The sequence below is a fragment of the Flavobacterium sp. HSC-32F16 genome (genome assembly GCF_024171645.1).
Taxonomy (GTDB): Bacteria; Bacteroidota; Bacteroidia; order Flavobacteriales; family Flavobacteriaceae; genus Flavobacterium.
The window spans coordinates 103,440-129,353 of the sequence record NZ_JALKAC010000006.1 but is presented as its reverse complement, the minus strand read 5'-3'; the positions used below and the strand labels follow the sequence as shown (position 1 = coordinate 129,353).

Sequence of the window (25,914 nt, the reverse complement as noted above, 5' to 3'; positions counted from 1 at the left end):
AATTCTAAACGAAAAATTAATAACAGTTTTCCATTTCAATTATCGAAAATCCGTTTTTAAGAATTTGATTTTCAATATCTGCAGGCGCTTTATCAATATGACAAAAACTGCATTCTTTTGAAGTCAAAGGCTGACCTTCCTGTAAAACTGTTTTAAGGTATTGCTTTCCATATTCAAAAACCTGATTTGCATCTTCTGTATTTTCATCTACCAAAATATCAAAATGCATTATTTTACCGTCTTTTCGGGTTACATAAGTATCCCATACTGCTACTTTCATCTTATTTTTTTATTTATATTTTTTATTTATTGTGTTGTTATTTAAACACATAGAGACATAGTTTTTAAAGCGTAGTAAAAGGCGTTTCACTTGTTTAAACAAACATAGCTATGTGTTAGAAACTAGTTTCTTTTTGTACTCTTTATAAAAGAAAAAAATCTATGTTTCTACGTGTTTAAAAAAATCTTTTTTTTAATTCAATGTTTACAAAACCTCTTCGAAGAAAACTCCAAAGAGGTGTTTATATTTATCCGATCACTTCTTCCATAGAAGCACCAAAATTAATGTGCAGTACATTTCCGTTTGGCGTTACCAAAGCCGGAACAGATTTTATACCCGCCTTTTGAGCCTCAGCAATTCGGGATCTGTCTTCTCCGATGTTTACTACTTCAACATCTTTAACTAAATTTAAAATGTCGTGTTCTGCGCTTACGCAAACTGGACAACCTGCATGATAAAAAATTGATTTGCTCATTTTGATTTGATTTTAATTTGACTTTATTGCCAAGACAAAATTAGGCAGGATGCCTAACCATTAAATAATCCAGTTTTGTCATTTTCAGGCGTTTTCTGGTCCAGTATGTTATTTATCTGGACTACTTTATATAGAAAAAACTGGATCTTTTTTATAATCCATATTACATCTAACTTTGCTCATTATGAAAGAGGAGATTATTTATAATTTGAAACAGGTTCACGATCGTATCGAAAAGGCTTGTAAAGCTTCGGGAAGAGATACTGCAGATGTTCAGTTATTACTGGCAACCAAAACGGTTCCTGCCGAAAGAATACGAATTGCAATTGAAGCAGGCGAATATTTGATTGGCGAAAATAAAATGCAGGAATTTCGGGATAAGGATTCGGAACTAAAAGATTTGAAAATCGAACGTCATTTTATTGGTCATTTGCAAACCAACAAAGTCAAAGATGTTTTGAAATATGTAAGCTGTATTCAATCTCTTGACCGATTAAGTCTGGCAGAAGAATTACACAAACAACTTCAAAAAGAAAACCGAAATCTTGATGTTTTTATTCAGGTCAACACTTCTTTTGAAGAAAGTAAATTTGGATTGCAACCTTCAGAAGTTGTTTCTTTTATTAAAGAAATCAGGAAATATGATACTTTAAAAATCAAAGGATTAATGACGATTGGTTTATTAGATGTTGAGAAAGAAAAAATGCGTCCGTCGCTTCGTTTGCTTAGAGAAATAAGAGATGAAGTTTATGAAGCAAAAATTGAAGGAATAACGAATTTAAACCTTTCGATGGGAATGTCTCAGGATTTAGAATTGGCTATTGCAGAAGGTTCCAACATGGTGCGAATTGGAACTTCTATCTTTGGAAATCGTTTTTTAGGCAAAGAAATCTGGAATGAAAATATTGCAGAATAAAACTTAATTTTGCATCAAATAAAATCTCAAATGAATCTGTACGAACTGGTTGTAAACGATACTGAAAAAATTGCGCTGGATGATCTGCTTTTTAGCGAAGAGAATAAATCTGCCCTGCTTCAAACCATAAAAGAGCACAAATATCTTGAGGAATTAAAAAAGTACAATTTAAAAGTTGACAATAAAATTCTGCTTCACGGACATTCGGGATGTGGCAAAACAACAACGGCAAAAGCCATTGCAACGGCTTTAAATAAAAATATTGTTATTATCAACCTCAGCACTTTAATCAATGCTAAAATTGGGGAAACTTCTAAAAATGTAAAAACCATTTTCGACAAAGCGATTCGTGAAAAAGCGGTTTTATTTCTGGATGAATTCGACCAGATTGGAAAAAGCCGTGAAAGCGACGATAAAGATGTTGCCGAAATGCGGCGTTTAGTAAACACGATTATTCAACTTATAGATTATTTCCCAACAGACAGTTTATTGATTTGTGCTACCAATTTTTACAACAGTATTGACACGGCATTACTGCGAAGATTTCAAATTAAGTTGAAATTTGAAATGCCGAATGAAAAAGAACTTGATATTTATTACGATAAATTACTGGCTGATTTCCCGATTCATCTACAGGATATCCCACGTAAATATGATATTTCATACGCTGAAGTAAAAGATTATATTCAGACAATAATGAAAAGACAAATTATTGCTGAATTAGAACTGAAAGAACAGAAACTCAGCGAAATTACTGCATAAAAAAACGCCTCATATTTTGAGGCGTTTTAAACAAATTAAATTCTGGTAATTAAGCTTTTGCTTTTCTTTTAACTGTACAGCCAATTTCTTTTGTCTGTGTTACAGCTGGTTTTTGACCGCTTTTTAAAGATGCAATTACATCTTCGGCATATTTTACTTTATCCGCTTTATTTCCTTCCGGATCGTTGTCGATAGCGCCAACATATTCTACTACATTTCCTTTTGCAGTTTTAGAAACAATGAAAACGTGCGGGGTGCGTTTTGCACCGTATTCGTCAGTGATTTTTTGCCCAGCATCAAATAAATACGGGAAAGGATACTTTTTCTCTTTTGCCAAATCCTGCATTTTATTGAAAGTATCTGCTGTAGAAGCTTCCGGATCGTTTGGATTAATTGCAATTACTGGATAGCCTTGTGGTTTAAATTTTTTATCTAAATCGATAATTCTTTGTTCGTAGCCTACAGCGTAAGGACATGTATTACAAGTAAAAACAACAATATAACCTTTTGCCTTTGGAAAACTTCCAAAAGAAACTTCTTTATTGTCTACATTTTTCAGTTTAAAATCCGGTGCAGTATCTCCGGCTTTAAGTGTTGTTCCTGTTTGTGCCTGAGCTAAAAAGGCAGAAAATGCCAATGTCAGTAATAAGATTATTTTTTTCATAATGGTTTGCGGGTTTACAGTTTTTTATATTCAGTTAATAATTGTTCGTAGGTAAATTCGCTTTCGACAAATTTTCGTTTATCATTTTTGATGAAAAGTGTTGCGGGAATACTCCCTGACCAGCTTGGATCGATGCGGTCAATAAATTCCTGAGGACTGCTTTCGTTTAAAAGAAATACTTCGTTTTTCAGGTTTTTTCTTTTCACAAACGGAACTACATTAGAAGTGAGTTTCGATTTAAAATCAAGACTTACCAATAAAACAGCTAGTTTTTCTGATTTGTGTTCAGTGCTTAGTTTTTCAAAATGCGGCAGTTCTTTAATACATGGCGCACACCACGTTGCCCAGAAGTTCACCACATACGTGCTGTCTTTTCCGTTTTTAATTCTTTCATTAAGCTGATCTATATTTAAAAGCTTCACATTCTGGCTGTAAGCTGAAATTGAAAAAACGCCAAAAAGAAATATATACAAAAAAGACTTGATTTTCATGAGCTGCAACGCTTTAGGATTAATTTGTGCCTTACAAATATAAACTAATGGAATCTTACTTTTTGTTAATAAAAGTTTAATGGAGTTTTTTTTGAGATCCAAAAGTTCAGAATAAAGATACAAAGGTTTTTGTTGAAGTCGTTCCTATGGAACTTTATAAACGTGGGCGATATTTTTACAACGGATTAAAATTCGCTGCTGTAATATGATGCACTCCTTCGGGACTTTGAAAATCTACTTTTTAAAAGAAGCCAAAACCTTATTCAATTCTATCACATCTTCTCTATAACGCGGATAGGCTTTTACATTTCTCACGCTATGATTTTGATTATTGGTTAAACCAATTTCGTCTGTTTCCTGAAATGGAGATTCCATAATTAAACCATTTAAAATACAATCAGCAATATATTCAGACTGTGTTTCAAATTTTGGAATCGCTTCCAAATGTTTTGTAATTATGGGTTTTAAAATAGATTTCTGATTTTCTTGTATTCCTGTCACAGGCAGAAAAAGCAGCAACAAAAAAGGATATTTTTCAAAGGCCAGTAATTCATCTAATGTAAAAAACCACGCTTCAAAATGTCCTCCTAAATTGCCTATATAAATATCATTCAGGAAAAAATTGATTTCATATTCCTGAAATTCAATCGCATAATTTAAATTATCGGTAAGCTTTTCTGCAATGTATCTTGGATTTTCTTCTATATCAGCCTGATTAAAAAACAAGTATTCCCATTCGTAAGCTTTAGTTTCATCCGTTTCTACAACTTCTAAAACTTCATCAATATTTATTTCTTCCTTTTCATCATAACCTCTTGACCAGCAGAAATAAAATTTCCAGAAAAAGGTATTTTGCTTAAGATCTTCTATTGCTATCTGTTTCTTCATACTTATAAATTATCCTGCGGTGTCCACATTCTAAAAAACTTAAACATTTTAGAATATTCTTCGCGTGGTACAAATGCAATACAAACTTCTTTGTTTTCTAATGCGGATTCTGTCAATACAAGGTTTTCTGATTCATTTTTTGCATTCTCAAATTCTTTCTCAGAAACGATACAAACCACTTTTTTGAATATTCCGTTGATCCACTTTTGCATATTCTCATTTTGTTCAAACTTTCTAAAACATGCTAAAGAAGCGTGTGCCGTTATTACAGGAACAAATTTATCTGGAACACCCTGTTTAACTAAAATGTACATTTTCATATTTATTCTTATGTCTTTTTCGAATAATATAAATTCGATTTTTTTTTATGCTTCAACTTTAAAAGGATACGTAAAATCAGCCGTATAATCTGGTTTTTCCGAAGAAGGTTTTAATATGAATTCAAAAGTAGGCTCCATACTTTCAAATACTTCTGTTTCACCCGAAACGTTTTCTACTTCGAAAAGCTGTTTGGTTAATCCGGCCAAAATTGTAACTGCATACCAGCCGTTTGGCAGTTCTATAGCAGCGTGTTTATACTTCTTTAATGTATCGATTCTTGTTTCTGTAAAATCTCTTAAATACGGAATTGTATAAAGATAAATTTTACCATTCACAACTTTCAAACAATATCCATCTCGGTGGTGTTGTACCTCATTTTCAGGTTTTAACAATTCAGGCGTTTCATTTGACAAATTGAAATAAACCGTATAAGGATAATTTTCAATTCCTATCATTGGTACTATTACGCCTTCTTCCACAACCTGATCTCCGGTTTCTTCTGTTGTGAATTCCGTCAGCAGATCATCTGGAAGGTTATTTTCTATTTTATATTGAAGCAGATAATCTGGATCGCCTAAAATGAAATAATCCATTAGGTCATTTAGTACTTCGTCGAATTTATATATTGCCATAATTTTATAATTTACTTCGTTTTCCCATATAATAACTGTATTCTTTATCGAAAGCATATCCTCTTTCATCTATAACTTTGAAATGGAAATCGTTCAGGCTCTTGGTTTTTATCACTTTTACTTCATTGCTGATTGTTCTGACAAAATACGCATATTTGGCATCTTTCGCATAAAAAGCATTATCGCATTCCAAATAATAAGTGCCGTTTAAGCATCCATCCAAAATTTTAAATGTTTTTGAATCTGCTTCTGGAATTACTTCTCCTTTAAAAAAAACATGATTTTTATCTAAAGCTAAGTTCTCAATTAATTCCGGATACGGAATTACAAAAGACTCCAAATCGGCATTTTCAATCAACTTTACGTCTCCAAAATATAATTTATCCTCTACCTGAATATGATAATTATTAAGATGTTTTCCTTTACTCAAGTCAAAAGGCATTTTATCAGTATGCCGAAAATAGTTTCCATTCGAAAATGTATATCCTTTTTTAATATCTATTACTTTAAAATCATCGGGTTTAGCATGTTCTATTATGGAAAAACTGGTAAAAGCACTTTGAATATAAACATGGTTTTTATCTGTAAAATAAATCGTCGAAGCAAAACCATCTCTATCATATTCTGCATTTGTGTCTCTTATTTTAAAAGTTTCAAAGTCAATCGTTTTGTAAAACTTTTTAAACACTTCGCTTTCATAACAAAGAATGAATTTGTTATCAATAATTTTATAACCGTGTCCTAAATCATTAATCATGATCACTTTCTTTTTATTTTTATCTAATTATTTCCAATTGATTAGAGTTTTTTTTGGGCTTGCGCCATAAATGGAACTTACAGCCGTATATTATATATTTTTACAACGAATTGATCCCGAAAGCTATTGGGCGATCTACGGAATTCGAAGCTAAATTTTTATATCATTTTACGATTGTCCCCAGTGAAATTCACAATTATTAAAATTCAGATTCTTAAGATCATTTTTATCAATTAATACACTAAAAACACCTTCGTCATTAAATCCGTTTTCTCCAATTTGTAAAAGCACTATTTTATCAGAATTGACTACTTCTAATATATTTTCTTCCTGATATTGGCAATGTGTAAAAATGCCGAAGATTTTAGAGGTTTCACTTCCTTCAAAATAATCCCATAATAATCCATCTTCGTTTGTATATTCTTCTTCATCTTCGTATTCCGGTTCGCGGTAACGGCTCGAAAGTTTCTCTGTTGATGCAAAGGCTTCTTTTATCAATACGCCTTCAAAAAAATTATCTTCATGGTCTTTTACGACTCTTATTAATTCACTGTTATCCATATCGGCATAAACTACCAAGCCTTTATCTTCCATAATATCAGCAAAAAAGAATAAATGTCCGGTTTTAGGTAAAAGTCCCAATTTATCATGCGGCGCAATTTGTTTTAAATCCAATTGAGCAGCAAAACGCAAATCATCAGGATATTGAAAATCTTTTGGAAGATCAGCAATTGGACCGCCGTAACGGGAATGTCCTAACGGAATATCCAATGTTTCTGCTTTTACCAGCAATCCATCTTCTAACAGGATTTCAGGCATTTTTAAACTGTCTCCGTAATAATGTTTTGTAGCTGGACGTAATTCGATAATATCAAATGTTTCTTGTTTCATTTGCAGTTATTTAAATGAATATTTTTTTTCAAGGTATTTTACTTATTGCTTTTATATTCTGCTTAGAACTATTTTTTTAATTATTTCATTATCCTTTTATAAAAGGAGGATGTCCTGTGTCAATATGTTTTAGCTGAGTGGGTGTTCGAAATCTCATACTTATACTTAATTCAAAAATTAGTTTTTCTTCTGAAGTTTCACTTAAATTAACCTTTATCCACAACGTATATCTGTGATTGGGAAATGATAAAAGTGTAACAACTTCATCGGTATTAAACAATCTTCCAATTATATTTTTTTCAGTTAAAACCCATTTTAAAACAAAATCATCTGTTGAATTATAAGTGACATTCGTTTCTTTAACTGGGTTTACTGTAAACACAATCGTTTTATTTTCGGAGTCCTCTATAATTTCTGATATCGTTTTTAGCAAATTACTTTTAAACTGTTCTTGATTCATTGCTTTTTTTCACTAGATTATTCCTTTCAATTTTTATCATTATCCTTTTCAGCAATCCAGGTTAAAAATGCAGTATCGGCACCTCCTATTTCAATAATTCTGTTTTTATGCGTCATCACGCCCAAACCATGTTCGCTGTCCCATGAACAGGAGAAAAGAAAACCGATATACGGCAGATCATCTTTAAAAACAGAAGTAATATAAACTGTAGACGGCGATATCAAACTAGCAAAATCTTTTATTTCCTTAATGTCCGGCATAAAATCTGGTTTGTCCTCTTCGCTGTAACCATAATCTTTCTGCCAGTTGGGATATACTTTCAATAATTCTGTTAAAATGCTTTCGAGTATTTCCGTTTGATTGCTTTCCAGATAATTGATTCCGTTTTCGTGTTCTTCAGAAAGTTCTTCCTCCTCTTCGTCATCAAATAAAATTTCACACTGGATTATTTCTTCTTCATCAAAAAAAGACTGCCATTCTTCTAATTCAACAGAATCAAAAAAGTCATCATATTCTTCTTCTTTTGGAAGTTCACGCGGATTTTCTAAGTGTTTATTGAAAAAATCATAGCAAAATGGCGCTCTGGTAAAGATATAATCTGGATTTTCGTTGTAGCACAAATAAAAATATTCTAATGCTTTTTCTTCATTTCCACATTCCAAGCAGCATTGTCCTCTGTAATAATTTAGAATATATGGTTCATTTCTGCCCGAAGCTGCATGACGATCATTAATCTCAAGCCATCGCATCATATTCAGGAAATCTTTTTTCCAGATATATTCATTAGTCATTCTGCCTGCGATTATATAAGCCTGATAAATATTGTATTTTTCATCATCAGCTTCTGCCCATTTTTCTTCAATAAAGCTGATTAGATCTTCTTTTGTTAATGTGTTTTTCTTTAAAGAAAATTTATCCAGGAAAGTCGATATTTCGTTTATTAGGTTTTGTGCGTTTGACATGTTTTTTGCTTTAATAAATCAGATTTCAAAAGGATAATTTTCCAATAATGATTTGCTGATTTCTCTTAGTTTGTTTTTGTATTCCGTTTTAATCACTTCGTTGATTTCATCTTCCAGATCATAATATTCTTCATATTGCTTGTTGAGAAAAGAAAACTGAAGCCATTTTTCGAAATTCAAATCAAGGTCAATAAAATTTTCCCGACACATTTGTTCCTGATTATGATCGTAGAAATACACTTTGTTTTTATCATCAAACAGCCAATAATCTCCTTGTCCGTTTTGTGCAAAAAACCAGAATTCATTGATTTGATCTTTACTGTAATTTTCTGTCCAATAATCCGGATCAGTAAATTCTTTGGTTTCATTAAAAGATTGTACGCTGTCAAACAAAATACATTCAGCCGAAATTTCAATAGTCTTAATTTGAGTAATGATATCCTTGTAAAATGGATCAAAAGGAAAAGAAACTGATTTAGGAAAGTTCCTGACAACCTTCTTTTCTGATAAAAGACTGTTTTTAATTTCTTCTCTATTTTTAATTGCCAGCATTATGTTGTTTTAAATTAAACTCGTAATTTCTATATTTTCATTTCCTTCGTCATCTTCTTCCAAATACAACTTCCAATTTAAGGCTTTTGCAATTTCCAAAAAAGTTTTAATGTAAAGCGTTTGGTCAACTCCTTCTCTTTTAGAACAAACAATTGCTATCATATTAATAAATGGATTTTCTTTTTCTTTTACAGCGAAATTTCCATCTTTAGTTTCCACTAAAACTAAATCTACCCAAGGAAAACCATCCGCATTAGAAAAGTTCTGATTTCCATTCTGCTTAAAATATTTAGTCTGTACTATAATATCAATAACTGTTTTTGTGCTTTCTTTTTGAGAAAATGATAAATCACTTTGAATATTATAGTAATTGTATATATCGCTCCACATTTTATTTATCTGCAATCTGTAATTTTTCAAATATCAATCTTTGTTCATCATTTAATCCTTTCGCAATTTTACTAAAACCTTTACTTTGTCCAAAAGAGGTATACATCACACTTTCCCTGCAGTAATCTGTCATTTCCTCAATACTATTTTCACTATCTGAGTATTCTTTTAAATTTTCATCTGTAAAATAATAAGATGCAAAATTTTCTTTGCTGTCTAATAATAATTTCAGACTGTTTTCAGTGCAGAAACAGGAAATAAAGGCTTTATTATGCGGATGTTCCTGCATAGATAAAAGCGCATTAATATATACTTGAATTGATTTTTGGTTTACTCCAAATTTTTCTAAAAATACCGGAGTAAATTTTGCCTGGATCGACTGGTGTTCTTCATCAACTGTTTGGTAATAATCAATCAGCGTATCAAAATACTTATTGTCTTGTAAACCCAATGCAAAAACGGCAAAAGTCGAAGGCATTGCACAATTTTCGTCTTCAAGGTTATTGTACCATTCATATTTATGTTTGGCAAGGCCAATGTATTCGAGAATTTGAGAATGTAATTTTGGATATTTTACAGCTCCGGCAAACAAGTAGTTCTGTCCGCATTTTGGAAGTCCTTTTACCGGAAGTACTTCTTTGTTTTTTGATGAAAACGCTATTTCATAACTCTTAGGAAAATCTGATTTAAGAAGATTATTTACAAAGTTTAAAGCTTTACCATAACTTTCTTCAGTTTCATTAATCAGTTTAATCTGTATTGTGGCAAAAACATCATTGGCTTTGCCTGAAAAATCGCTGTCTTTATAATTTGTTAGTTGTTTTGGGAGTTTTCCTGTTCCAAATTTCTTAAGTTTTTCTACTTCATCAGAACCTAATTCGGTTACGATATCAAAATATTCATTTGCAGTAACCGAGGCATAACTTGGGCCGTATTTAATATGAGAAACGGCTAAATAACATAAAAAGCTTAAGAGTTCTTTTTCATTTTCTGCCAAGTCTGGTTTTGAATGATTTTCTTCTGTTTTAGGAATAAAAATCTTGTATTTGCCTTTTTTAACTCTTTCAAAAGTATTAAAAACCAATTCTTCTGTTTGTTTTCCAAGCGAATAATAGTAACTATTAAAACCGTTTAACTTTCTTAATGTTTCAAAAAAAGCAATATAATGGTCTTTTGAGAAAGGTCTGGTTTGGAAAAAATATTCAATGATTTTATCCAAAAGAAATTTTTCTCCCGTATCCAGCAGATAAGGATTTGGATAATCTTTGTCTATTTTAACCGTTCCGTTGTTTACAGCTTCAATGAATCTTTCCAAAAGCAATTCGTTTCCTTCAATTTTCACTAAGTAATTTAATTCTCTCATTATAGTTTTATTCGTTTTCTTGTAATTTCTTCAAATCTGCTTCTATTCGTTTTTTCGAAAGCAGATAGGTTTTTAAATCAATTTGATTTTTCGTTTTATTTTCTTCCAGTTCTTTCAATTCGATACGCAGTTGTTTGTATTGAAGTTCTTTTCCTGAAAGTTCTTTTTCAGGATAAAGTATATCGAGTTCCTCTTCTACATTTGTGGTTTTACTCAAAACTTCTTCGAGTGTATTTCCTAAAAACACCCAGCAGTCATCATCATAACCTAAATTTCCGGCTGGAACCAAAACAATCGGAAAACCTTCTTTTTCTCTAAGATCATATGCATAAAATTTCCCTCCGCCATTAAATGCTATTGGAAGAAATGCCGGCGCCCAAATAGGAAATCCATAATTAATATACATTTCCCGAATGGTTTCGAATGAGAAAAAGCCAAACTCACGTTCTCCGTTTATAATACCACCTCCATTTGAATAGCGCAGAAGCTCGATACATTCTTCTGGTAATCGAAGCTGTTCCGGAATAGGAAAATATTCAGAGGTTTTTCCGTTTGGATACAAACTGTCTATATCAGGAAAATTGTCAAATTCTTCTTTTGCAAATGGTTTTGTAAAAAAATCTTCTGAAATTAATTCTGATAAACCAGGCTGTTTATCGAAAAAAGTGAATTTACTAAACCACATAATTATTTGTTTTCTTCATCTTCGTCATCATCATAATCTTCGTCATCATCATAGGAAAGATAAGACCATTCTATATCTATTTTATCCAGAATATGATCGAATCGTTCCTGATCGCTTGATCCAATAAATGCTGCCGTGCAATTGTTTTCTTTATCAAAAGAGAAACTAATTACATCGTAAAAATCATCTGTATATACTTTTTGATTGTCTCTGCTGATTTCCGGCACCAATGTCCAATTCTCTTCTACAAACTTTACTTTATCTAAATCAATAGCACCAAAATGGTTCCCATTGTATTTTAATCCGCCCAAAGTTCCGTTAAAAACAGCCATAAATAAAAAGAAATTCTCGGTCGTTTGAGTTTCAATTTCCCAATCCGATTTTTCAATTGTATCGTAATTGCCGTAAACTGGCGGATTATCTAATTTTAAATCTTCTTTTTTAATTCCCCAGAAAGCTACAACTTGATTTTCTTCATAAATAACCAAATAATCATCATCTGAAAATCCAACTTCATTATCTGGTTTCAAGAGCCTGTTAAAAGAATAATTAAGGTTTTCCTCTTTCCCTAGTTCTAAATAATATTCTTTGAGTTTTAAAGGAAGTACTGTTTCTAAATCTTTTTCAAGTGCAAGGATTTCAGTTTCTAAGAATCCGTAGTTTTCCTTATCCGAAAGTCCATAAAGACGCTTTATTTTTTGTATGCAATTCATTTTAAGCATTTTAAAATATCAACACATAGATTAAATTCTATATAACCATGTATTTAAAATTATTTCTGTGAAGATTTAATATCTCCATTTTCTAACCGTCGTTTTACCAAAAAGATCATTGGCTATTTCTTCTGTCCAGTCGTCTATTTCTTTATTTTCTGAAAAATCATTTTGGGCAAAAATCAAACAGCCTTTTAAGTAATCATCAACCAAGTCAAACATTTTGGTTAAATAAGGTGCATCGTCGTGATCGTAATAATAGATTTCTTTTGTTTCGCTGTGAAAGCAAAACATATTTCCGTTTCCTAAATAATCACTAAAAGAAATTAAATAAGGTAAAAACTGTTGGTCTTGTTCTGTAAAATCCGGGCCGTATTGCGGTGCATCTGACCAGATGTCTTTAATCCAGTCGACTTCTTCAAAATCCTGAAGCTGTTCGCCAATATCTGCGATTCCGAATGTCTGGTAAAATAGTTTTAGATTTTCTGGTAAAGAAGTACCCAATTTTGTTTCGAGAGCGAGAACCTCTTCCTCTGAAACAGGCTTTTTTAAATCGTCTCCATAATTATCTGCAATGGCTTCGATAATTTTTTGAGTGTTGATTTTCCAATCGGCATCTCCAATTTTGGTAAACGGAATTAAAATATCGTCTTTTTTATGTATCTCAATCATAGCTTGGGCTTATATATTTTACGAAACGTGAAAATACATAATTCCTTGTAAGATTGCAATTACTTTACAATTGATAATACAATCTTAATTATTTCTCCGAAAAAAATTCCAGCTGTTTAAATACCGGAATAAGGGATTTTCCTTTTTCAGATAATGTGTATTCGATGTGAAGCGGTTTTAATTTGATTATGTTTTTATCTAAAAGTCCAAATTCCTCTAGTTCACGCAACGCAACCGCTAATGATTGTTTATTAGCACCTTTAATGTCTCGCAAAAGTCCGTTAAAGCGTAATGGACCGGCTTCTGCCAAAAGAAAAATCTGTGGTTTCCATTTACCTGATAATAATTTTAGAAGTCCCTGAGCCGGACATTCGTTCTTTTTTTGGGGGTTGTTTTCTGTAGTCATCTTTTTTAGACTAATTGACTTGTGATTAAATACGGGCGAACTTTGCGTAAAAGTAAAAAACCTAAGCGTAATTAAAACAGTTGTTATGAAAATACTGCCGCTGTTGTTAATCTTGATTTGCAGTACGAACTGCCAGTCGCAAACTAACTCGAAAATGAACGAAAACAAAACAAATCCGTTATTGTGTGATCCCGTAAGCGGTATGTGTGAAATGCCAAGCAGCGAAACATTAAATGAAAAAACAATTATTAAAACAGAAAATAAACCCGTTAAAATAATTTATTATACTGATCCTATTTGTTCTTCGTGCTGGGGAATTGAACCGCAGCTGCGAAAACTGAAATTGGAATATGGCGAATATTTTGAAATTGATTACAGAATGGGCGGTTTACTGCCGGATTGGAATTACAACAGCGGCGGCATAAGTAAACCATCTGACGTGGCACACCATTGGGATGAAGCCAGTCTATATTACGAAATGCCAATTGATGGTAATGTCTGGCTTGAAGATCCACTGGATTCGTCTTATCCGTCTTGTATTGCTATGAAAGCGGCGCAGATTCAGAGTAAAGAAAAAGCAGTGGGATTTATGCGCATTCTTCGTGAGAAATTGTATCTCCAAAAGAAGAATATTGCCAAATGGGATAACATTGCCGAAGCCGCAGAACTGGCAGATCTGGATATTGAAAAACTAAAAAAAGACTATGAAATTGATGCGGTAAAACTTTTTCGCGACGATTTAAATCTGGCCAAAAGTCTTGGTGTAAGAGGTTTTCCAACTTTGTTTTTTGCAGATGAAAACAACAATCGATTAACCATTTATGGGTCGAAATCGTATCATTCTTATGAAGATGCTTTGCTGGCTTTATATCCTGAGGCCAAAAAGAAAAAGTTTGAAAATAAGAATGCATTATCGCTTTTTGAAGTTTATCCAACGCTTGCTCCAAAAGAATATGCTATTATTCAGGAGATTTCTGTTAATGATGCTTCGATTATTTTAGAAGAATTATTCCAAAAAGGAAAATTAGATAAAAAGGAAATTAAGAATGGTACTCTTTACAGCATAAAATAATTCTAAAAAAACAAAACCGTAAAGAAATGCCTCTTTACGGTTTTTTTTATTGGTATTTTAAAGTATACTTACAATAATATGATGTTTTGTTTCTAAGGCTTTCTTGTAAAATTTTAAAAGTTCATCTACACTCGTTTTGAATTCTGTAATTAATTCCTCTTTATTCTGTTTCCAGATTCCACTAGGATATAATTTCTTTAAAGCAATTGGATCAAAATTAGAGGCAAGTCTATTGAAATCAATCTTTTCTAATTCGGCAATAATTTCCGGAAGTTCTTCATTTTCTGTACAGGCTACAAAATCTGCTTCTTCATCTTCAATATTAAAATTATGAACCCCAACAATCGCTTCACTCAATTTGTTGCCTTCTATAGGTTCTGTTGCCGAAACTCCGGTTAAAAAGCAATGCACTGCATCCCAAATTTTATCAATATCTATAAAAGGAAATTTTTCGCTTTCTTCAATTTCAAAAATCTCATTTACCAAATCCTCATTATTCAATTCCATTAAAGAATCTAATATTTCATCGTTAACCATTAAATATTCAGCAATCATTCCCATGTTTTTAAATTTAAAGTTGTTACACAAAACTATAAATTTTGACCTAATCTCCCTTTTATTTTTTTAGTTAATTTCTATCAAAATCAATTCAGATACAGCATCAATTGCCTGATTAATTATGCTTTCTGGATTTCCTTTAAATTCAAAACGTCTGGTAATTTCTTTATCAGAAAAAATAATATGAATAAAGATAGTTCCAACCGGTTTTTCTTCATTTTCACTTCCGCCCGGAGTGGTAAGTCCGGTTAAAGCCACACAGATATCTGAATTCATATACCGATAAAAATTCTGCGCCATGAGCTTGGTTACTTCCTCAGATTCGGCACTGTATTTTTCGATGGTTCCCCACGGAATATGAAGCAGATCTTCTTTCATTGATGAATGATAACAAACCATTCCTCCTATTAATATTCGGCCGGAATTAAAAACTGTCGAAAACTCATAACTCATTTTTCCTGCCGAAGCACTTTCTACAAATGTTATAGTCAGATTTTTTTCGATCAGCGATTCACAGCAGGCTGTTACTTTATCAGATGCCATATTATTTCGCTTTTGGTTAAACAGATTTTATAATCAAAAATAAAATCTTTCAAAATTTCAGACTTACATAATTCCTTACAATCATTACATTATAAGTAACTGTTAATTATGCAGCTATAAATTATTTTCGTGTAAGAAGTTTGGACCAACGGCATACTAAATTTGTAAAACACAACTTTTAATTTATAAGCCATGAAAAGTAATCAAGATATAAAAGCCGCAAAAAGTGTTATAAATTCAATATATAAAAGAAGCTGAAACTGCCGAAAGAAAAGACAGTAATCACTGTAAAACCTTCGGCAGACGGAACTAAGGGATTTATTCCCAACGATGAAATAAATAATCTAAAGAACAGCGTTATGGAAAAGCAAAATAATTTTGATTACGGTCAAACAGATCCTGATTTTATAGATCAAAATACTCTTGTTGATGGTACTTATTCTAATGAAGATCAGTACAAACAAGAATTAAAAAAAGAAAATACTCAGGAATTTGGTGAAAGCGATCCTGATGTTATTGATCAAAATACTCTTGTTGATAATGATAATTATGCAAGAGATGAAGATCCGTATCAATATCAGGAAGAATTTATTGGAGATTTAAATCATCCGGAACAAGATTTCGAAAAAAACACAAATGTTAGATCTGAGAATATTCCTAATGAGGAAAGAATCGTTAATGAAGATGATTTAATCACGAATGATGGCGAAAGCGATTTAAATGATGATAATGATCCGGATGATGTAGATTATGAAAATGATTTGGAAAAAGACGGTGATTTGGATAATGATGAAGAATTGGACGACTTTGATGCTGAGCATTTTCCTGAAAATCATCCAAGAGAATAAAAATCAAATGGAGTTTCGTTTAAAACTATCAATTTATGGAGTTACTAACTCAAATTGTATGGCTTTTTGTTTTGGCTGTTCCTGTAGCCTGCATCAGCTGGACGGTAACGCACGAAGAAATTTTTAGAGAACCTCATGAATGGTGTGTAAAACGTTCCAAAAATGAGAAGTTTTTACTCACCCGAAAGTTCTTTTATTTATTTACCTGCGAATATTGCTTTAGTCATTATATTACAATTGCTTTTTTAATCTTAACTGATTATAAACTTTTGTTAAACGACTGGCGAGGCTATATTTTGGCCGGGTTTTCGCTGGTGTTTATGGCAAACATTTATATGAGTCTTTTTGCCCTTCTTCGACAAGCTATAAAAAAAGAAAAAGTAGAAATTGAAAAAATTGAAAACGAAACGGATAATGAAAAGCTTATCAACAAATAAACACGTTAAATTAAATAAATAAAAATCATGGAAAATTTAAAATTCATTGATCCTCTATTACACGGAATCAAACCTCTCGAAGATAATACAGCTAACCTTACAGTAAAACAACTTACTTGCGCCGGACTTGGTTCTATTTTGCTTGGAGCTGTTTTAAAGAAAACAGGACATAATAAAGCAGCTGCTATTGTTGGCAGTCTTGCATTGCCTTTATTATCTGCGGCAGTTTACAAAAAAGTAGCAAAACAATAAAAGGGAAAAAGTTTGCTAATTGCGAAAATGCCCGTTGAGTTAATTCTTAACGGGCATTTTTATATTATGTTTAATTATTTGCTGAATAATCAAAAGTAATTAGTTAGGAAGATTTATATTGCCTTCTACCCAGTTCAGTGCTTTATTGAATGCTTCTCTTTTAAATCCGTGGAATTCTCCGGGAACTACATAACTAAATCCGTTTGTAAAGGAAATAATATCTTCAGAATCGGTTACGATTGCAGCTCTGTTCCATTTTCCTAAATGCTTTAATCCTAAAAGAGCATCCTGAAGCCAGGCTCCGGCCGTAAAGTTTTTAATATCAGTATCAAGAACCAATAAAAAATTGATTTCGTTGGTTTGTTTTACTAAATGTTCTACTGCAGGAACTACTGCAGTTAAAAAGTCTTCTTTTGTAACTTCTGCCAATGCTCTAAAGGCAACAATATTATCAGTAGTGTCTATTTGATGTATCATGATTTTTATACTTTTTTTTGAGTTATTAATTGAGTTTTATATTTGAAAATTTTGCAGAAAAAAAGTTACAAAATTTCAATTCACAACTCAAATGTACTGATTTCATGATAGTTAATTCTTATACTTTTTCATTTGTTTATTATAGTTTTTTAAGGTTTTTTTTTAAGGTTCTGAGGTACTAAGGGGCAAAGGGACAAAGGTTTTCTGCAGAGACGCCACTTTACGCCTAACCAGATTTTAAAATATCGATATGCGTGTGCAGACGCACTGCTGTGCGACTCTACGATTAAGGTTTATGAACACACATTCTTTATCCCTTTGCCCCTTTAAAAAAAAAGCCCGTTTCTTCCGAAAACGAGCTTTTTACAAAAATAAAAAATAAACTAACACAAACTCTTAATTGTATCCTTGATTTTGTTGGAATACTTTCTGATCTATAACGGTCTGCGGAATTGGAAATACTCTTCTAAAAGGTTGGGAAGCAGCTTTTGCAGTTCCGGCTAAATCAAACTTTCCAAAACGAATGCTTTGTGGTCTTCTTTGTAATTCCCAATACAATTCAAAACCTAATTCTTTATATAATTGTTGTGAGTCTAAAGAAGTAAGTGCTTTTCCTGCAGCATTACCGTAAAGCGATTCTCTTTTTCTGCTGGTACGTAACTTATTTAAATCATCCATTGCCAGACCTGCGCTTCCTTTTCTAAAATAAGCTTCGGCTCTCATTGTATAAATTCCTCCTAAACGGAATAATGGAATATCAACATTACTGTTTCCGTTTCCTCCTTCAGGGTCAAATTCATATTTAAAGACACGAGCTCCCTGATTAATTTCATTTTGAGCAAAGACAGATTTAGTTGGATCTGCAAATGTTAATGACGGTGTAAAATTCATTCTTGTACCTGTACTTTTTTCCATATACAATGGAGAAACTTTAATACGGCTTCCTGCCATTTCAAGAGAACCAGAAGCTAATAATATCGGTCCGTATTGAAGTCCGGCCTGAATTCCTCTATTAAAGTGAAACCAAGGTAAATTAGCGCTTTTTGGTACAATATCTGTTGCCGGAACACTTACATCTGTACCGTCATTCATAAACCATGTACCATCAGCATATTGATAATGCTGTTCAAATCTTGGATCGTCATGATTGCCATCCCATGTTGCATAAAACTCCGGAGTTGTACAAGCTGCATTCGTTCCTCTGTTTGCTGCAGATGTTCTTTGGTTACGTTCCATACATACATAAGCAAAACTGTTAGAACCGTTACGGATGTAATCTATCTTTTGTGAAATCGCAAAAATAAGCTCCTTACCATTATCGTTATCTCTTGCAAAGTTTTTGAAAAAATCACTTTCTAAACTAAATTTTCCTGAATCGATCAGCAATGATGTGTAGTAAATAACACGATCCATATCAGTTCCTCCGCCTGATACTGCCGGTTCATTAAAATTGAAATTTGATGAAGCATTATAACGATCTTTAAATACCGCACGATTTAAATACATTGTAGCTAAAAAACCATAAGCTGCTTGTTTTGTAAATCTTCCGTGGTAAGTTCTCTGTGTTCCAATATCAGCTAAATCCGGAATTAAAGCCTCAACATCTGTAATTAATTTATCGATTTGACTATCTGCTTTTAAAATTTGTAAAGTCGCTTTAGGATCCATTGGATCTTTATATGGAGCCTGTCCGTATAAATCCAAAGTAGTATACGTGTAAAAAGCCAAAAGTGCTTTTGCTTCTGCAGCAAATAATTTCTTTTCAGGAATTGAACTTTGTTCAGCTGATTGTATAGCTGTTATACAACGTGTAATACCATTTGTCAATAAATCCCAGTTCCCTACAATAATTGCATTACTAGAGCTCCATGTAAATTCGTGCATGTCTCTCCATTTTCCGCCATCTCCCCAGTCACTTCCGCGGGTTGGTAAAATAGCTTCGTCTGTAGTGTATTCCTGCATGGCAAAAATAGCTCCGTGATCAACGAAAGTTCCGTCCCCTAATCTGTCATAAGCGGCAGCAAGCGAACCCGCAGGATCTGAAACAGTATTTCCAGGTATTTCATCTAAAAAGACTTCATCCAGATCAGTACAGCTGTTTAGAAGAAAAATAAATGAAAATAATGTTAAAACTTTTATGCTTAAAAATGTCTTTGTCTTCATAATTTATAATTTTAAAGTTGCTCCAAAACTGAACGTTCTCGATGTTGGATAAGCTGCGTAATCAATTCCAATAGATTGGTTACCATCGGTTGCTTTAGGAGTATTTACTAACGGATCAAATCCTGTATAATTTGTAATTGTAATTAGGTTATTTCCTGTAACATAAAGTGTTAAGCCATTGATCCAGTTCAATCCTTTCAAATCAAAATTGTAACCTATACGTGCCGCATTTAATCTTATAAAATCAGACTTTTCTAAGAAAAGCGTAGACAAAATTGGTGAGTTTGCCGGGTTTGCACCTGACTCATAATATCCTGCTGCCACGTTACGATCTGATGCTAAGTTGTTAATATTTAAAGCATTCAATCCAGTGTTGTTTAACAAATAACCACCTGTTTGTCCAATAATCGAGAATGAAAAACTAAAGTTTTTGTATCTCATATCACTGTTAAAACCGTAATAAAAAGTTGGTAAAGCACCTTCAATAATAATCCTGTCGCTGTTATCAATTTTACCATCCCCATTTTGGTCTTTAAATACGTTTGCTCCATTTTGATCAAAACCAGTGTGCTCTAACAAATAGAATGAACCTGCTGCATAACCGCTTTTGTAAATATTAGCATTTACTCCTGATTGTCCAGGACCAGAAATAGCACCTGTTAAAATTTCTGAAAGTGGTAAGTTTTCAATTTTGTTGTTTAACGTTGATCCATTCACATCAACATTCCAGGTGAAATCTTTTCTATCGATGATTTTAGAACCCAGCATAATCTCAATACCTTTATTAACAATTTTACCATCAATATTGGTCCAGATAAATTTTGTCTGGCTCAAAGGAGTTGAAGGGATATACAAAATAGCATCTGTAGTTGTTTTATTAAAATAGTCTACAGTTCCATAAAATTTATCATTCCATAAATTAAAATCAAGACCAACATTATATTGTGTAACAACTTCCCATTTTAAATCTGGATTAGCTGTTCTGGAAACAGAAACACCGTTTACAAGATTTAAATCATCATATAAATAATATCCGTCCGGTCCAGCTAAAGAGTAACTTGCCTTAGTTTGCTTATTTGGTACTTCTTGATTTCCTGTTTGTCCCCAGCTTGCTCTAAGCTTTAGGTTATTGATTGTTTGAGAATCTTTCAGGAAATTTTCATTAGAAATATTCCATCCCAAAGCAAATGAAGGGAAATAACCGTATTTGTTATTATCTCCAAAACGTGTAGATCCATCAGCTCTCATAGAAGCTGTCAATAAGTATTTATTATCAAAACTGTAATTTAATCTTCCAAAATAAGATTGCAGTTCGTTTTCCTGAGCATAACCTGTTGTACCAGACTGTGTACCTGCAAAACCTGGATTAATAGATGGTTTTACACCTGCTCCCTGCGCTGAAATTCCATCAATACTGAAACTTGTTCCTGATCTTTCAAATTTTTGATAAGAGAATCCGCCAAGAACTTCAAATTTATGTTTATCTACTGCCTTAGAATAAGTTAGATAATGTTCAATCAATGAATTCTTTGAATCAAGATTGTTCTGAACATATTTACCTTTTGGATTTAAATCGGTGAGGTTTGGATAAATTGTAGTATTTCTTTCTGATGTAGAGCGGTCAATACCAAGATTTAATTTATATTCTAATCCGTCGATAATTCTAAAAGAAGCCTCTAAATTTCCAAGAACTCTTAAAGTACGCGTTTGATCTTCAAAAATGCTTAATAAATAAGCTGGGTTGTAATGCGCGTTCATGTTGAAGTTCGTGTATTTTCCATTGGCATCAAATACAGAACGAGTTGGATTTGCCATTAAAGTATGAACGATTAATTGACCGTTAGAACCTCCGTCATCACTTGTAGGAACTCCGTCATCTGTAGTCTGGCTTGCAGTAAGATTCATTTTTAGTTTCAAACGTTTGTTATCCAAAAATGATTCAGCTGCGTTAATTCTCCCTGAAATACGTTTGAAATTACTGTTACGAATAATTCCTTCCTGATCCATTTGTGCCATAGAAGCATAATAGTTTCCGCTTTCAGTTTGTTTAGCAAATGACAATGAATTATTTGTTGTAATTGCAGATCTGAAAATTACATCCTGCCAGTCTGTGTTGCCTCCGTGGTCAAAAGCTGGATCTTTAATTGCATTTCTATATTCACCAGCGTTTAAAACATCTAATTTGTGGGCTACAGTAGAAACTCCCATATAAGAATCAACAGTAAGTGTTCCTTCTCCTTTAGATCCTTTTTTAGTGGTAACCAAAACAACTCCATTAGATCCTCTTGCACCATAAATAGCGGTTGCAGAAGCATCTTTAAGAACTGTAATCGATTCGATATCGCTTGTATTTAAAAAGTTTAATGGATTTTTAGCCGTTGAACTTCCAAATCCAACATTCGTTCCAGATGGACTCACATCGTCATTAGTCAACGGCATTCCGTCTACAACAAATAAAGGCGTACTCCCGCTTCTGATAGATCCAACCCCGCGAATGGTAACATTTACTCCCGCTCCCGGCTCACCGCTTGTACTCACAACACGTACACCTGCCACTTTTCCCTGAATTAAATTATCTACAGAAACGTTTACTCCCTGCTTAAAATTAGCCGCTTCTAATTGTGTAACTGCTCCGGTAACATCTTTTTTAGATTGTTTTCCGTAACCTACAACTAAAACTTCATTTAATTCTGCTGTGCTTGGCTCTAACTGAATAGTCATAAAAGCCGCCTGTGCAGGAAGTGATTTGGTTTTATATCCTACATACGAAACTTCAATCATTTTTCCTTCTCCAACAGAAAGTTCAAAAACCCCGTCAAAATCAGTAACTGTTGAGTTTGAAGAACCCGTTTCAATTACTGTTGCTCCGGGAATTGGCACATTGTTCTCGTCTATAATTTTTCCTTTTACTCTAATTTTATCTGCTGCTTTAGTCGCGGCTGTTTTTATCACAGCAGCTTTTTGAATTAAAACCAATTTGCCGTTAATATTATAATTGAAATTAGCCTTTTTAGAAAGATCACTCAAAATTGAGGTAACCGATTCTCCTGTAAAATTTACAGTATACGTTGTATTATCAGCAATTACAGCTTGTCCGTAGCTGAATTTATAATCTGTCTGCTGGCTTAATTTGGAAAAAATAGAAACAAGAGTTGCTTTTTCTATTTTATTTTCTACTTTTGATTTTTTTAAAATAGTTTTACTAAAACCACTCTCAATGGTCAGTAACGCTAGTACTAAAAAGATAAAACTCTTTAGATTTAAATAAGAAGGTTTAAAATACATGATTTAAGTTATTGGTTTTTTACGATACTTAATTATTAATGGCAGTTGTTCTCAGCAGCTGCTTTTTTGTTTTTAATCCACTTTTACTATTTCGCCATAAACTTTAAATTTTAGGTTTGTGATATAATTTATTTGTTCTAAAACATTCTCTAATGCTGCGTCTTTTGTAATGAAAACCGTTAACGGCGTTGCTAATACCTGCTCATTATCATATTGAAATGAAACTCCGTATTTATATTGTAAAATGGTGATAACCTGTTTAAGTGTAGTCTGGTTCAGTGTTACATCGGTATTGTACCAATTCACCAAAAATGATTTCTCTGCCAGCTGTTTTCTCAGTTTTTGAGATTCGAAAAGTGCTTGTTCATTCGGCACCAAATCAACGCTCTGCCCTTTTGTAGTAACATTTACTTTTCCGGTAACGACAATTACCTCACATTTTGATTTTGACATTTGAATGTGGAATGAAGTTCCCACAACTCTAGTTTTTAATTCGCCCGAAGTAATAATAAAAGGATGTGTCTTGTCTTTTGCAATTTCAAAAAAAGCATTTCCTTTTAATAAAGAAACCTTTCTTTCACTGCCTTCAAATTTTTCAGGATACTGAAATGATGAGTTTGCTGCCAGATAAATTTTCGAGCCGTCACTTAATTGGATAGATTTGGGGATGCCTGACGTTTTAAATGATAATTGCTTCTCGTTTGCAATTATAGGTTTATAGAAAAATCCTAAACCAGCAAGAAAAAGAATACTGGCAGCTGCCATATATTTTAAATACGGATTGACTTTTTTCTTCTTCATCGTTCGAAGCTGAATTCCGTCGTATATATTTTTAGAAACTTCGTCTGAATTTCCCATTAAAGCTTCATCCCATTTTACATTTTGATATTCACTTAAAGCAAAATTGGTAAGCAGATTTTCTTCTGCCTTTGAAGTTTTATTTCGGGAACTTTTATCTATAAGATATTCTAAACTATGTTTGATTCTTTTTATCATAATACTTATTGTTACCTATAAGTACCAGAATCTTCAAATCGTACTATCGTCAAATATTACGAAAACATCAACAGAAAGTTATCTTAAAAATTTTGTTTAAAAAAGAGAATTGGAGCCAGCCAGGCCAGATCTTTCAAGCCTTCACGCAATTGTTTTAATGCCGATGAAATTTGGTTTTTCACCGTTTGTTTCGAAATTCCAAGTTCGTCTGCAATCTGATCAATTGACATATCCTGAAATTTATACATCAATAAAACTTCTTTTCTTTTCTCCGGAAGTTTATCTAACAACGAATAAAGCAAATCCATTACTTCAGAATCAATCGACTGAAAGTTGTCGATAATGTAATCTTCAAATTTGTCTTCCATAATCGTCTTATCGAAACGATTATTTTGGTAATATTTAAAAATCTGATTTTTTACCGCCCTGAATAAATAAGGTTCGATTGCATTGATATTTAAATCGTCTTTTCGTTCCCATAAATCAATAAAAACATCCTGAACAATATTCTGTGCCAAGTCTTTATCCTGAGTCATCGTATAGGAAAAGGCATTGAGTTTCTGCCAGTAATCAGTATACGTTTTTTCGAAAATTTCAGGATTCTTCATTGGTAATTTTGGTAGCATTAAGCGATGTAAAATAAGGAAATGTTATACCAATACTTTTTGTTTGAAAGTTATCTTTAAATTAAATTTGAAATGCTTTTGTTTTATTAATACTACTATTTTCTGCCAAAAACAACAATCGGTTTGCGATTTCTTTTCGTTTAGCTAACACAAAAATTGAATTGCGTCGCTATTTTAGTAATCTCTAAAAATGCAATTCTCTTTTTGCTGCGTCTCCATACTTTTTAATCCTAATTTCATCTAAAAATCATGAAACAAATTTTGTTTGCATTGCTTTTTGCCGGGACAGTACAATTGATTCAGGCGCAAAATGATACTCTAAAAATCAACCAGATACAAGTTATTGGTTCACACAACAGTTACCGTCACAACATCGAACCTGATTTATATAATTTTATTCAGGCAAAAGATACTACCCGATCTTTAAAAGGTTTACAATACACACATATTTCTATTACAGATCAGTTAAACAAAGGTTTACGCCAATTAGAAATTGATGTTCAACCCGATTCTCAAGGCGGAAAATTTACACATCCAAAAGGTCTTGACATCGTAAAACCAGTAGAAGCTTACGACCCAAACGGAGAAATGAAAAAACCGGGTTTTAAAGTTTTTCATATGATTGATATCGATTTTAGAACTTCCTGCTACACGCTTCAAAACTGCCTTGCAGAACTAAAAAAATGGTCGGATGCAAATCCTGATCACGTTCCGGTTTTTATTACTTTAGAACCAAAAGACGATGACAGCTATTTAGGAACAAAAGCCGAGAAATTTACAACTGAACTTTTTGATGCTTTAGACAAAGAACTACGCAAAGGTTTAGGAAATAAACTGATTACGCCGGACATGGTTCGTGGAAAATACAAAACGCTGGAAGAAGCAGTTTTAAACAACAACTGGCCAACGCTGAAAAAAGCAAAAGGTAAATTTTTGTTTATTTTGGATAATAACGGAGCAAAAAGAGATTTATATGCTTTAAATCATCCGTCATTAAAAGGGCGTGCGGTTTTCATCAATGTCGAGCCCGGAAAACCAGAAGCGGCAACAATTTTCAGAAATAATCCTGAAGATGCTACAATTGCCGATTTAGTTAAAAAAGGCTACATCATAAGAACCAGAGCCGATGCTGATACCAAAGAAGCAAGAGCTAATGATTACACGCATTTTAACGCTGCGAAAACTTCAGGCGCACAAATCATCACTACTGATTATTACCTGCCGAGTAATTTCTTCAATTCTCCTTATCAAATTAAATATGATGACGGGACTTATGTGAGAGTTGATCCGGTTAATGGTAGTAAATAATTTAACCGCAAAGCACGCAAAGGTTTTTTATCTTAGTTGTGCTAATAAACGCAAAGTTCGCAAAGCTAA

32 protein-coding genes are annotated in these 25,914 nt (G+C 32.8%); 7 read left to right on the top strand and 25 right to left on the bottom strand.

Annotated elements, in window-relative coordinates:
• Window positions 1–16: 16 nt before the first annotated feature.
• Both L1276_RS17115 and L1276_RS17110 read right to left on the bottom strand, forming a co-directional pair.
• Window positions 17–280, bottom strand: coding sequence for a DUF2024 family protein (locus L1276_RS17115; RefSeq protein WP_253789882.1), 264 nt, complete (start codon window positions 278–280; stop codon window positions 17–19).
• A gap of 247 nt (window positions 281–527) precedes the next feature.
• Window positions 528–755, bottom strand: a complete 228-nt coding sequence (locus tag L1276_RS17110; protein WP_053471916.1) for a thioredoxin — start codon at window positions 753–755, stop codon at window positions 528–530.
• Window positions 756–939: 184 nt separating this feature from the next.
• Between L1276_RS17110 and L1276_RS17105 the strand changes: the two genes are divergently transcribed.
• Together L1276_RS17105 and L1276_RS17100 are read left to right on the top strand one after the other, a co-directional pair.
• Entirely contained in the window at window positions 940–1,671 is a 732-nt protein-coding gene (locus tag L1276_RS17105) for a YggS family pyridoxal phosphate-dependent enzyme (RefSeq protein WP_253789880.1), read from the top strand.
• A gap of 30 nt (window positions 1,672–1,701) precedes the next feature.
• Window positions 1,702–2,433, top strand: a complete 732-nt coding sequence (locus tag L1276_RS17100; RefSeq protein WP_253789879.1) for an AAA family ATPase — start codon at window positions 1,702–1,704, stop codon at window positions 2,431–2,433.
• 49 nt (window positions 2,434–2,482) lie between these two features.
• On the opposite strand, the gene L1276_RS17095 is transcribed toward L1276_RS17100, so the two are convergent.
• The 16 genes from L1276_RS17095 to L1276_RS17020 form a co-directional block, all read right to left on the bottom strand.
• On the bottom strand, window positions 2,483–3,097 hold the full coding sequence (locus tag L1276_RS17095) for a thioredoxin family protein (protein ID WP_253789877.1): 615 nt from the start codon (window positions 3,095–3,097) through the stop codon (window positions 2,483–2,485).
• Between the two features lie 14 nt (window positions 3,098–3,111).
• Complete coding sequence (locus L1276_RS17090) at window positions 3,112–3,588, bottom strand: TlpA family protein disulfide reductase (protein ID WP_253789875.1); 477 nt, start codon at window positions 3,586–3,588, stop codon at window positions 3,112–3,114.
• Window positions 3,589–3,822: 234 nt separating this feature from the next.
• Window positions 3,823–4,476, bottom strand: a complete 654-nt coding sequence (locus L1276_RS17085) for an Imm19 family immunity protein (protein WP_253789873.1) — start codon at window positions 4,474–4,476, stop codon at window positions 3,823–3,825.
• 2 nt (window positions 4,477–4,478) lie between these two features.
• Window positions 4,479–4,796: a peptidyl-tRNA hydrolase gene (locus tag L1276_RS17080; protein WP_253789871.1), complete on the bottom strand. Its 318-nt coding sequence runs from the start codon at window positions 4,794–4,796 to the stop codon at window positions 4,479–4,481.
• Between the two features lie 45 nt (window positions 4,797–4,841).
• On the bottom strand, window positions 4,842–5,429 hold the full coding sequence (locus tag L1276_RS17075; protein WP_253789869.1) for a hypothetical protein: 588 nt from the start codon (window positions 5,427–5,429) through the stop codon (window positions 4,842–4,844).
• A 4-nt stretch (window positions 5,430–5,433) separates the two neighbouring features.
• Window positions 5,434–6,186 (bottom strand): DKNYY domain-containing protein, encoded by a 753-nt coding sequence (locus tag L1276_RS17070; RefSeq protein WP_253789867.1) that lies wholly within the window; start codon window positions 6,184–6,186, stop codon window positions 5,434–5,436.
• A 168-nt stretch (window positions 6,187–6,354) separates the two neighbouring features.
• Window positions 6,355–7,077 carry a DUF1963 domain-containing protein gene (locus L1276_RS17065; protein ID WP_253789866.1) on the bottom strand — a complete coding sequence of 241 codons (723 nt, stop codon included), beginning with the start codon at window positions 7,075–7,077 and terminating at the stop codon, window positions 6,355–6,357.
• 88 nt (window positions 7,078–7,165) lie between these two features.
• Window positions 7,166–7,537: a hypothetical protein gene (locus tag L1276_RS17060; protein WP_253789865.1), complete on the bottom strand. Its 372-nt coding sequence runs from the start codon at window positions 7,535–7,537 to the stop codon at window positions 7,166–7,168.
• A 26-nt stretch (window positions 7,538–7,563) separates the two neighbouring features.
• The gene (locus tag L1276_RS17055; RefSeq protein WP_253789864.1) at window positions 7,564–8,499 is read right to left on the bottom strand and encodes a hypothetical protein; all 936 of its coding nucleotides are present in this window, start codon (window positions 8,497–8,499) and stop codon (window positions 7,564–7,566) included.
• An 18-nt stretch (window positions 8,500–8,517) separates the two neighbouring features.
• Window positions 8,518–9,051, bottom strand: coding sequence for a hypothetical protein (locus tag L1276_RS17050; RefSeq protein WP_253789863.1), 534 nt, complete (start codon window positions 9,049–9,051; stop codon window positions 8,518–8,520).
• A 9-nt stretch (window positions 9,052–9,060) separates the two neighbouring features.
• The gene (locus tag L1276_RS17045; RefSeq protein WP_253789861.1) at window positions 9,061–9,456 is read right to left on the bottom strand and encodes a hypothetical protein; all 396 of its coding nucleotides are present in this window, start codon (window positions 9,454–9,456) and stop codon (window positions 9,061–9,063) included.
• Window positions 9,443–10,804 carry a DUF6138 family protein gene (locus L1276_RS17040; RefSeq protein ID WP_253789859.1) on the bottom strand — a complete coding sequence of 454 codons (1,362 nt, stop codon included), beginning with the start codon at window positions 10,802–10,804 and terminating at the stop codon, window positions 9,443–9,445. Before L1276_RS17040 ends, L1276_RS17045 begins: the two co-directional genes overlap by 14 nt.
• A 7-nt stretch (window positions 10,805–10,811) precedes the next feature.
• Window positions 10,812–11,489, bottom strand: a complete 678-nt coding sequence (locus tag L1276_RS17035) for an SMI1/KNR4 family protein (RefSeq protein ID WP_253789857.1) — start codon at window positions 11,487–11,489, stop codon at window positions 10,812–10,814.
• Between the two features lie 2 nt (window positions 11,490–11,491).
• Window positions 11,492–12,202: an SMI1/KNR4 family protein gene (locus L1276_RS17030; RefSeq protein ID WP_253789855.1), complete on the bottom strand. Its 711-nt coding sequence runs from the start codon at window positions 12,200–12,202 to the stop codon at window positions 11,492–11,494.
• Between the two features lie 75 nt (window positions 12,203–12,277).
• A complete protein-coding gene (locus L1276_RS17025) occupies window positions 12,278–12,874 on the bottom strand; it encodes an SMI1/KNR4 family protein (RefSeq protein ID WP_253789852.1) in 597 nt (198 codons plus the stop codon).
• Between the two features lie 88 nt (window positions 12,875–12,962).
• Window positions 12,963–13,280: a helix-turn-helix domain-containing protein gene (locus L1276_RS17020; protein WP_253789850.1), complete on the bottom strand. Its 318-nt coding sequence runs from the start codon at window positions 13,278–13,280 to the stop codon at window positions 12,963–12,965.
• A gap of 154 nt (window positions 13,281–13,434) precedes the next feature.
• On the opposite strand from L1276_RS17020, the gene L1276_RS17015 reads away from it, so the two are divergent.
• A complete protein-coding gene (locus L1276_RS17015; protein ID WP_253789848.1) occupies window positions 13,435–14,352 on the top strand; it encodes a DsbA family protein in 918 nt (305 codons plus the stop codon).
• Window positions 14,353–14,409: 57 nt separating this feature from the next.
• On the opposite strand, the gene L1276_RS17010 is transcribed toward L1276_RS17015, so the two are convergent.
• Window positions 14,410–14,913: a YfbM family protein gene (locus tag L1276_RS17010; protein ID WP_253789846.1), complete on the bottom strand. Its 504-nt coding sequence runs from the start codon at window positions 14,911–14,913 to the stop codon at window positions 14,410–14,412.
• A 63-nt stretch (window positions 14,914–14,976) separates the two neighbouring features.
• Entirely contained in the window at window positions 14,977–15,453 is a 477-nt protein-coding gene (locus tag L1276_RS17005; protein ID WP_253789843.1) for a CinA family protein, read from the bottom strand.
• 359 nt (window positions 15,454–15,812) lie between these two features.
• Here L1276_RS17005 and L1276_RS17000 point away from each other — a divergent pair, with 359 nt between their 5' ends.
• The 3 genes from L1276_RS17000 to L1276_RS16990 are packed head-to-tail and all read left to right on the top strand — an operon-like array spanning window position 15,813 to window position 16,990.
• A complete protein-coding gene (locus L1276_RS17000) occupies window positions 15,813–16,301 on the top strand; it encodes a hypothetical protein (protein WP_253789841.1) in 489 nt (162 codons plus the stop codon).
• 35 nt (window positions 16,302–16,336) lie between these two features.
• Window positions 16,337–16,738 carry a hypothetical protein gene (locus L1276_RS16995; protein ID WP_253789839.1) on the top strand — a complete coding sequence of 134 codons (402 nt, stop codon included), beginning with the start codon at window positions 16,337–16,339 and terminating at the stop codon, window positions 16,736–16,738.
• 27 nt (window positions 16,739–16,765) lie between these two features.
• Window positions 16,766–16,990 carry a PrgI family protein gene (locus L1276_RS16990; protein WP_253789837.1) on the top strand — a complete coding sequence of 75 codons (225 nt, stop codon included), beginning with the start codon at window positions 16,766–16,768 and terminating at the stop codon, window positions 16,988–16,990.
• A gap of 99 nt (window positions 16,991–17,089) precedes the next feature.
• Here L1276_RS16990 and L1276_RS16985 read toward each other — a convergent pair whose 3' ends face one another.
• The 5 genes from L1276_RS16985 to L1276_RS16965 form a co-directional block, all read right to left on the bottom strand.
• A complete protein-coding gene (locus L1276_RS16985) occupies window positions 17,090–17,467 on the bottom strand; it encodes an STAS/SEC14 domain-containing protein (RefSeq protein WP_253789835.1) in 378 nt (125 codons plus the stop codon).
• Between the two features lie 396 nt (window positions 17,468–17,863).
• Window positions 17,864–19,630 (bottom strand): RagB/SusD family nutrient uptake outer membrane protein, encoded by a 1,767-nt coding sequence (locus L1276_RS16980; RefSeq protein WP_253789833.1) that lies wholly within the window; start codon window positions 19,628–19,630, stop codon window positions 17,864–17,866.
• 3 nt (window positions 19,631–19,633) lie between these two features.
• Entirely contained in the window at window positions 19,634–22,915 is a 3,282-nt protein-coding gene (locus tag L1276_RS16975; protein ID WP_253789832.1) for a TonB-dependent receptor, read from the bottom strand.
• A gap of 72 nt (window positions 22,916–22,987) precedes the next feature.
• Window positions 22,988–23,911: a FecR family protein gene (locus L1276_RS16970; protein WP_253789830.1), complete on the bottom strand. Its 924-nt coding sequence runs from the start codon at window positions 23,909–23,911 to the stop codon at window positions 22,988–22,990.
• Between the two features lie 83 nt (window positions 23,912–23,994).
• Window positions 23,995–24,519, bottom strand: coding sequence for an RNA polymerase sigma-70 factor (locus tag L1276_RS16965; RefSeq protein ID WP_253789828.1), 525 nt, complete (start codon window positions 24,517–24,519; stop codon window positions 23,995–23,997).
• A 267-nt stretch (window positions 24,520–24,786) separates the two neighbouring features.
• Here L1276_RS16965 and L1276_RS16960 point away from each other — a divergent pair, with 267 nt between their 5' ends.
• A complete protein-coding gene (locus L1276_RS16960) occupies window positions 24,787–25,845 on the top strand; it encodes a phosphatidylinositol-specific phospholipase C1-like protein (RefSeq protein ID WP_253789826.1) in 1,059 nt (352 codons plus the stop codon).
• Window positions 25,846–25,914: the final 69 nt, after the last annotated feature.

Coding starts and splice junctions, on each gene's coding strand:
- L1276_RS17115 (WP_253789882.1), bottom strand. CDS start 280: ATGAAAGTAGCAGTATGGGATACTTATGTAACCCGAAAAGACGGTAAA.
- L1276_RS17110 (WP_053471916.1), bottom strand. CDS start 755: ATGAGCAAATCAATTTTTTATCATGCAGGTTGTCCAGTTTGCGTAAGC.
- L1276_RS17105 (WP_253789880.1), top strand. CDS start 940: ATGAAAGAGGAGATTATTTATAATTTGAAACAGGTTCACGATCGTATC.
- L1276_RS17100 (WP_253789879.1), top strand. CDS start 1,702: ATGAATCTGTACGAACTGGTTGTAAACGATACTGAAAAAATTGCGCTG.
- L1276_RS17095 (WP_253789877.1), bottom strand. CDS start 3,097: ATGAAAAAAATAATCTTATTACTGACATTGGCATTTTCTGCCTTTTTA.
- L1276_RS17090 (WP_253789875.1), bottom strand. CDS start 3,588: ATGAAAATCAAGTCTTTTTTGTATATATTTCTTTTTGGCGTTTTTTCA.
- L1276_RS17085 (WP_253789873.1), bottom strand. CDS start 4,476: ATGAAGAAACAGATAGCAATAGAAGATCTTAAGCAAAATACCTTTTTC.
- L1276_RS17080 (WP_253789871.1), bottom strand. CDS start 4,796: ATGAAAATGTACATTTTAGTTAAACAGGGTGTTCCAGATAAATTTGTT.
- L1276_RS17075 (WP_253789869.1), bottom strand. CDS start 5,429: ATGGCAATATATAAATTCGACGAAGTACTAAATGACCTAATGGATTAT.
- L1276_RS17070 (WP_253789867.1), bottom strand. CDS start 6,186: ATGATTAATGATTTAGGACACGGTTATAAAATTATTGATAACAAATTC.
- L1276_RS17065 (WP_253789866.1), bottom strand. CDS start 7,077: ATGAAACAAGAAACATTTGATATTATCGAATTACGTCCAGCTACAAAA.
- L1276_RS17060 (WP_253789865.1), bottom strand. CDS start 7,537: ATGAATCAAGAACAGTTTAAAAGTAATTTGCTAAAAACGATATCAGAA.
- L1276_RS17055 (WP_253789864.1), bottom strand. CDS start 8,499: ATGTCAAACGCACAAAACCTAATAAACGAAATATCGACTTTCCTGGAT.
- L1276_RS17050 (WP_253789863.1), bottom strand. CDS start 9,051: ATGCTGGCAATTAAAAATAGAGAAGAAATTAAAAACAGTCTTTTATCA.
- L1276_RS17040 (WP_253789859.1), bottom strand. CDS start 10,804: ATGAGAGAATTAAATTACTTAGTGAAAATTGAAGGAAACGAATTGCTT.
- L1276_RS17035 (WP_253789857.1), bottom strand. CDS start 11,489: ATGTGGTTTAGTAAATTCACTTTTTTCGATAAACAGCCTGGTTTATCA.
- L1276_RS17030 (WP_253789855.1), bottom strand. CDS start 12,202: ATGAATTGCATACAAAAAATAAAGCGTCTTTATGGACTTTCGGATAAG.
- L1276_RS17025 (WP_253789852.1), bottom strand. CDS start 12,874: ATGATTGAGATACATAAAAAAGACGATATTTTAATTCCGTTTACCAAA.
- L1276_RS17020 (WP_253789850.1), bottom strand. CDS start 13,280: ATGACTACAGAAAACAACCCCCAAAAAAAGAACGAATGTCCGGCTCAG.
- L1276_RS17015 (WP_253789848.1), top strand. CDS start 13,435: ATGAACGAAAACAAAACAAATCCGTTATTGTGTGATCCCGTAAGCGGT.
- L1276_RS17010 (WP_253789846.1), bottom strand. CDS start 14,913: ATGGGAATGATTGCTGAATATTTAATGGTTAACGATGAAATATTAGAT.
- L1276_RS17005 (WP_253789843.1), bottom strand. CDS start 15,453: ATGGCATCTGATAAAGTAACAGCCTGCTGTGAATCGCTGATCGAAAAA.
- L1276_RS17000 (WP_253789841.1), top strand. CDS start 15,813: ATGGAAAAGCAAAATAATTTTGATTACGGTCAAACAGATCCTGATTTT.
- L1276_RS16995 (WP_253789839.1), top strand. CDS start 16,337: ATGGAGTTACTAACTCAAATTGTATGGCTTTTTGTTTTGGCTGTTCCT.
- L1276_RS16990 (WP_253789837.1), top strand. CDS start 16,766: ATGGAAAATTTAAAATTCATTGATCCTCTATTACACGGAATCAAACCT.
- L1276_RS16985 (WP_253789835.1), bottom strand. CDS start 17,467: ATGATACATCAAATAGACACTACTGATAATATTGTTGCCTTTAGAGCA.
- L1276_RS16980 (WP_253789833.1), bottom strand. CDS start 19,630: ATGAAGACAAAGACATTTTTAAGCATAAAAGTTTTAACATTATTTTCA.
- L1276_RS16975 (WP_253789832.1), bottom strand. CDS start 22,915: ATGTATTTTAAACCTTCTTATTTAAATCTAAAGAGTTTTATCTTTTTA.
- L1276_RS16970 (WP_253789830.1), bottom strand. CDS start 23,911: ATGATAAAAAGAATCAAACATAGTTTAGAATATCTTATAGATAAAAGT.
- L1276_RS16965 (WP_253789828.1), bottom strand. CDS start 24,519: ATGAAGAATCCTGAAATTTTCGAAAAAACGTATACTGATTACTGGCAG.
- L1276_RS16960 (WP_253789826.1), top strand. CDS start 24,787: ATGAAACAAATTTTGTTTGCATTGCTTTTTGCCGGGACAGTACAATTG.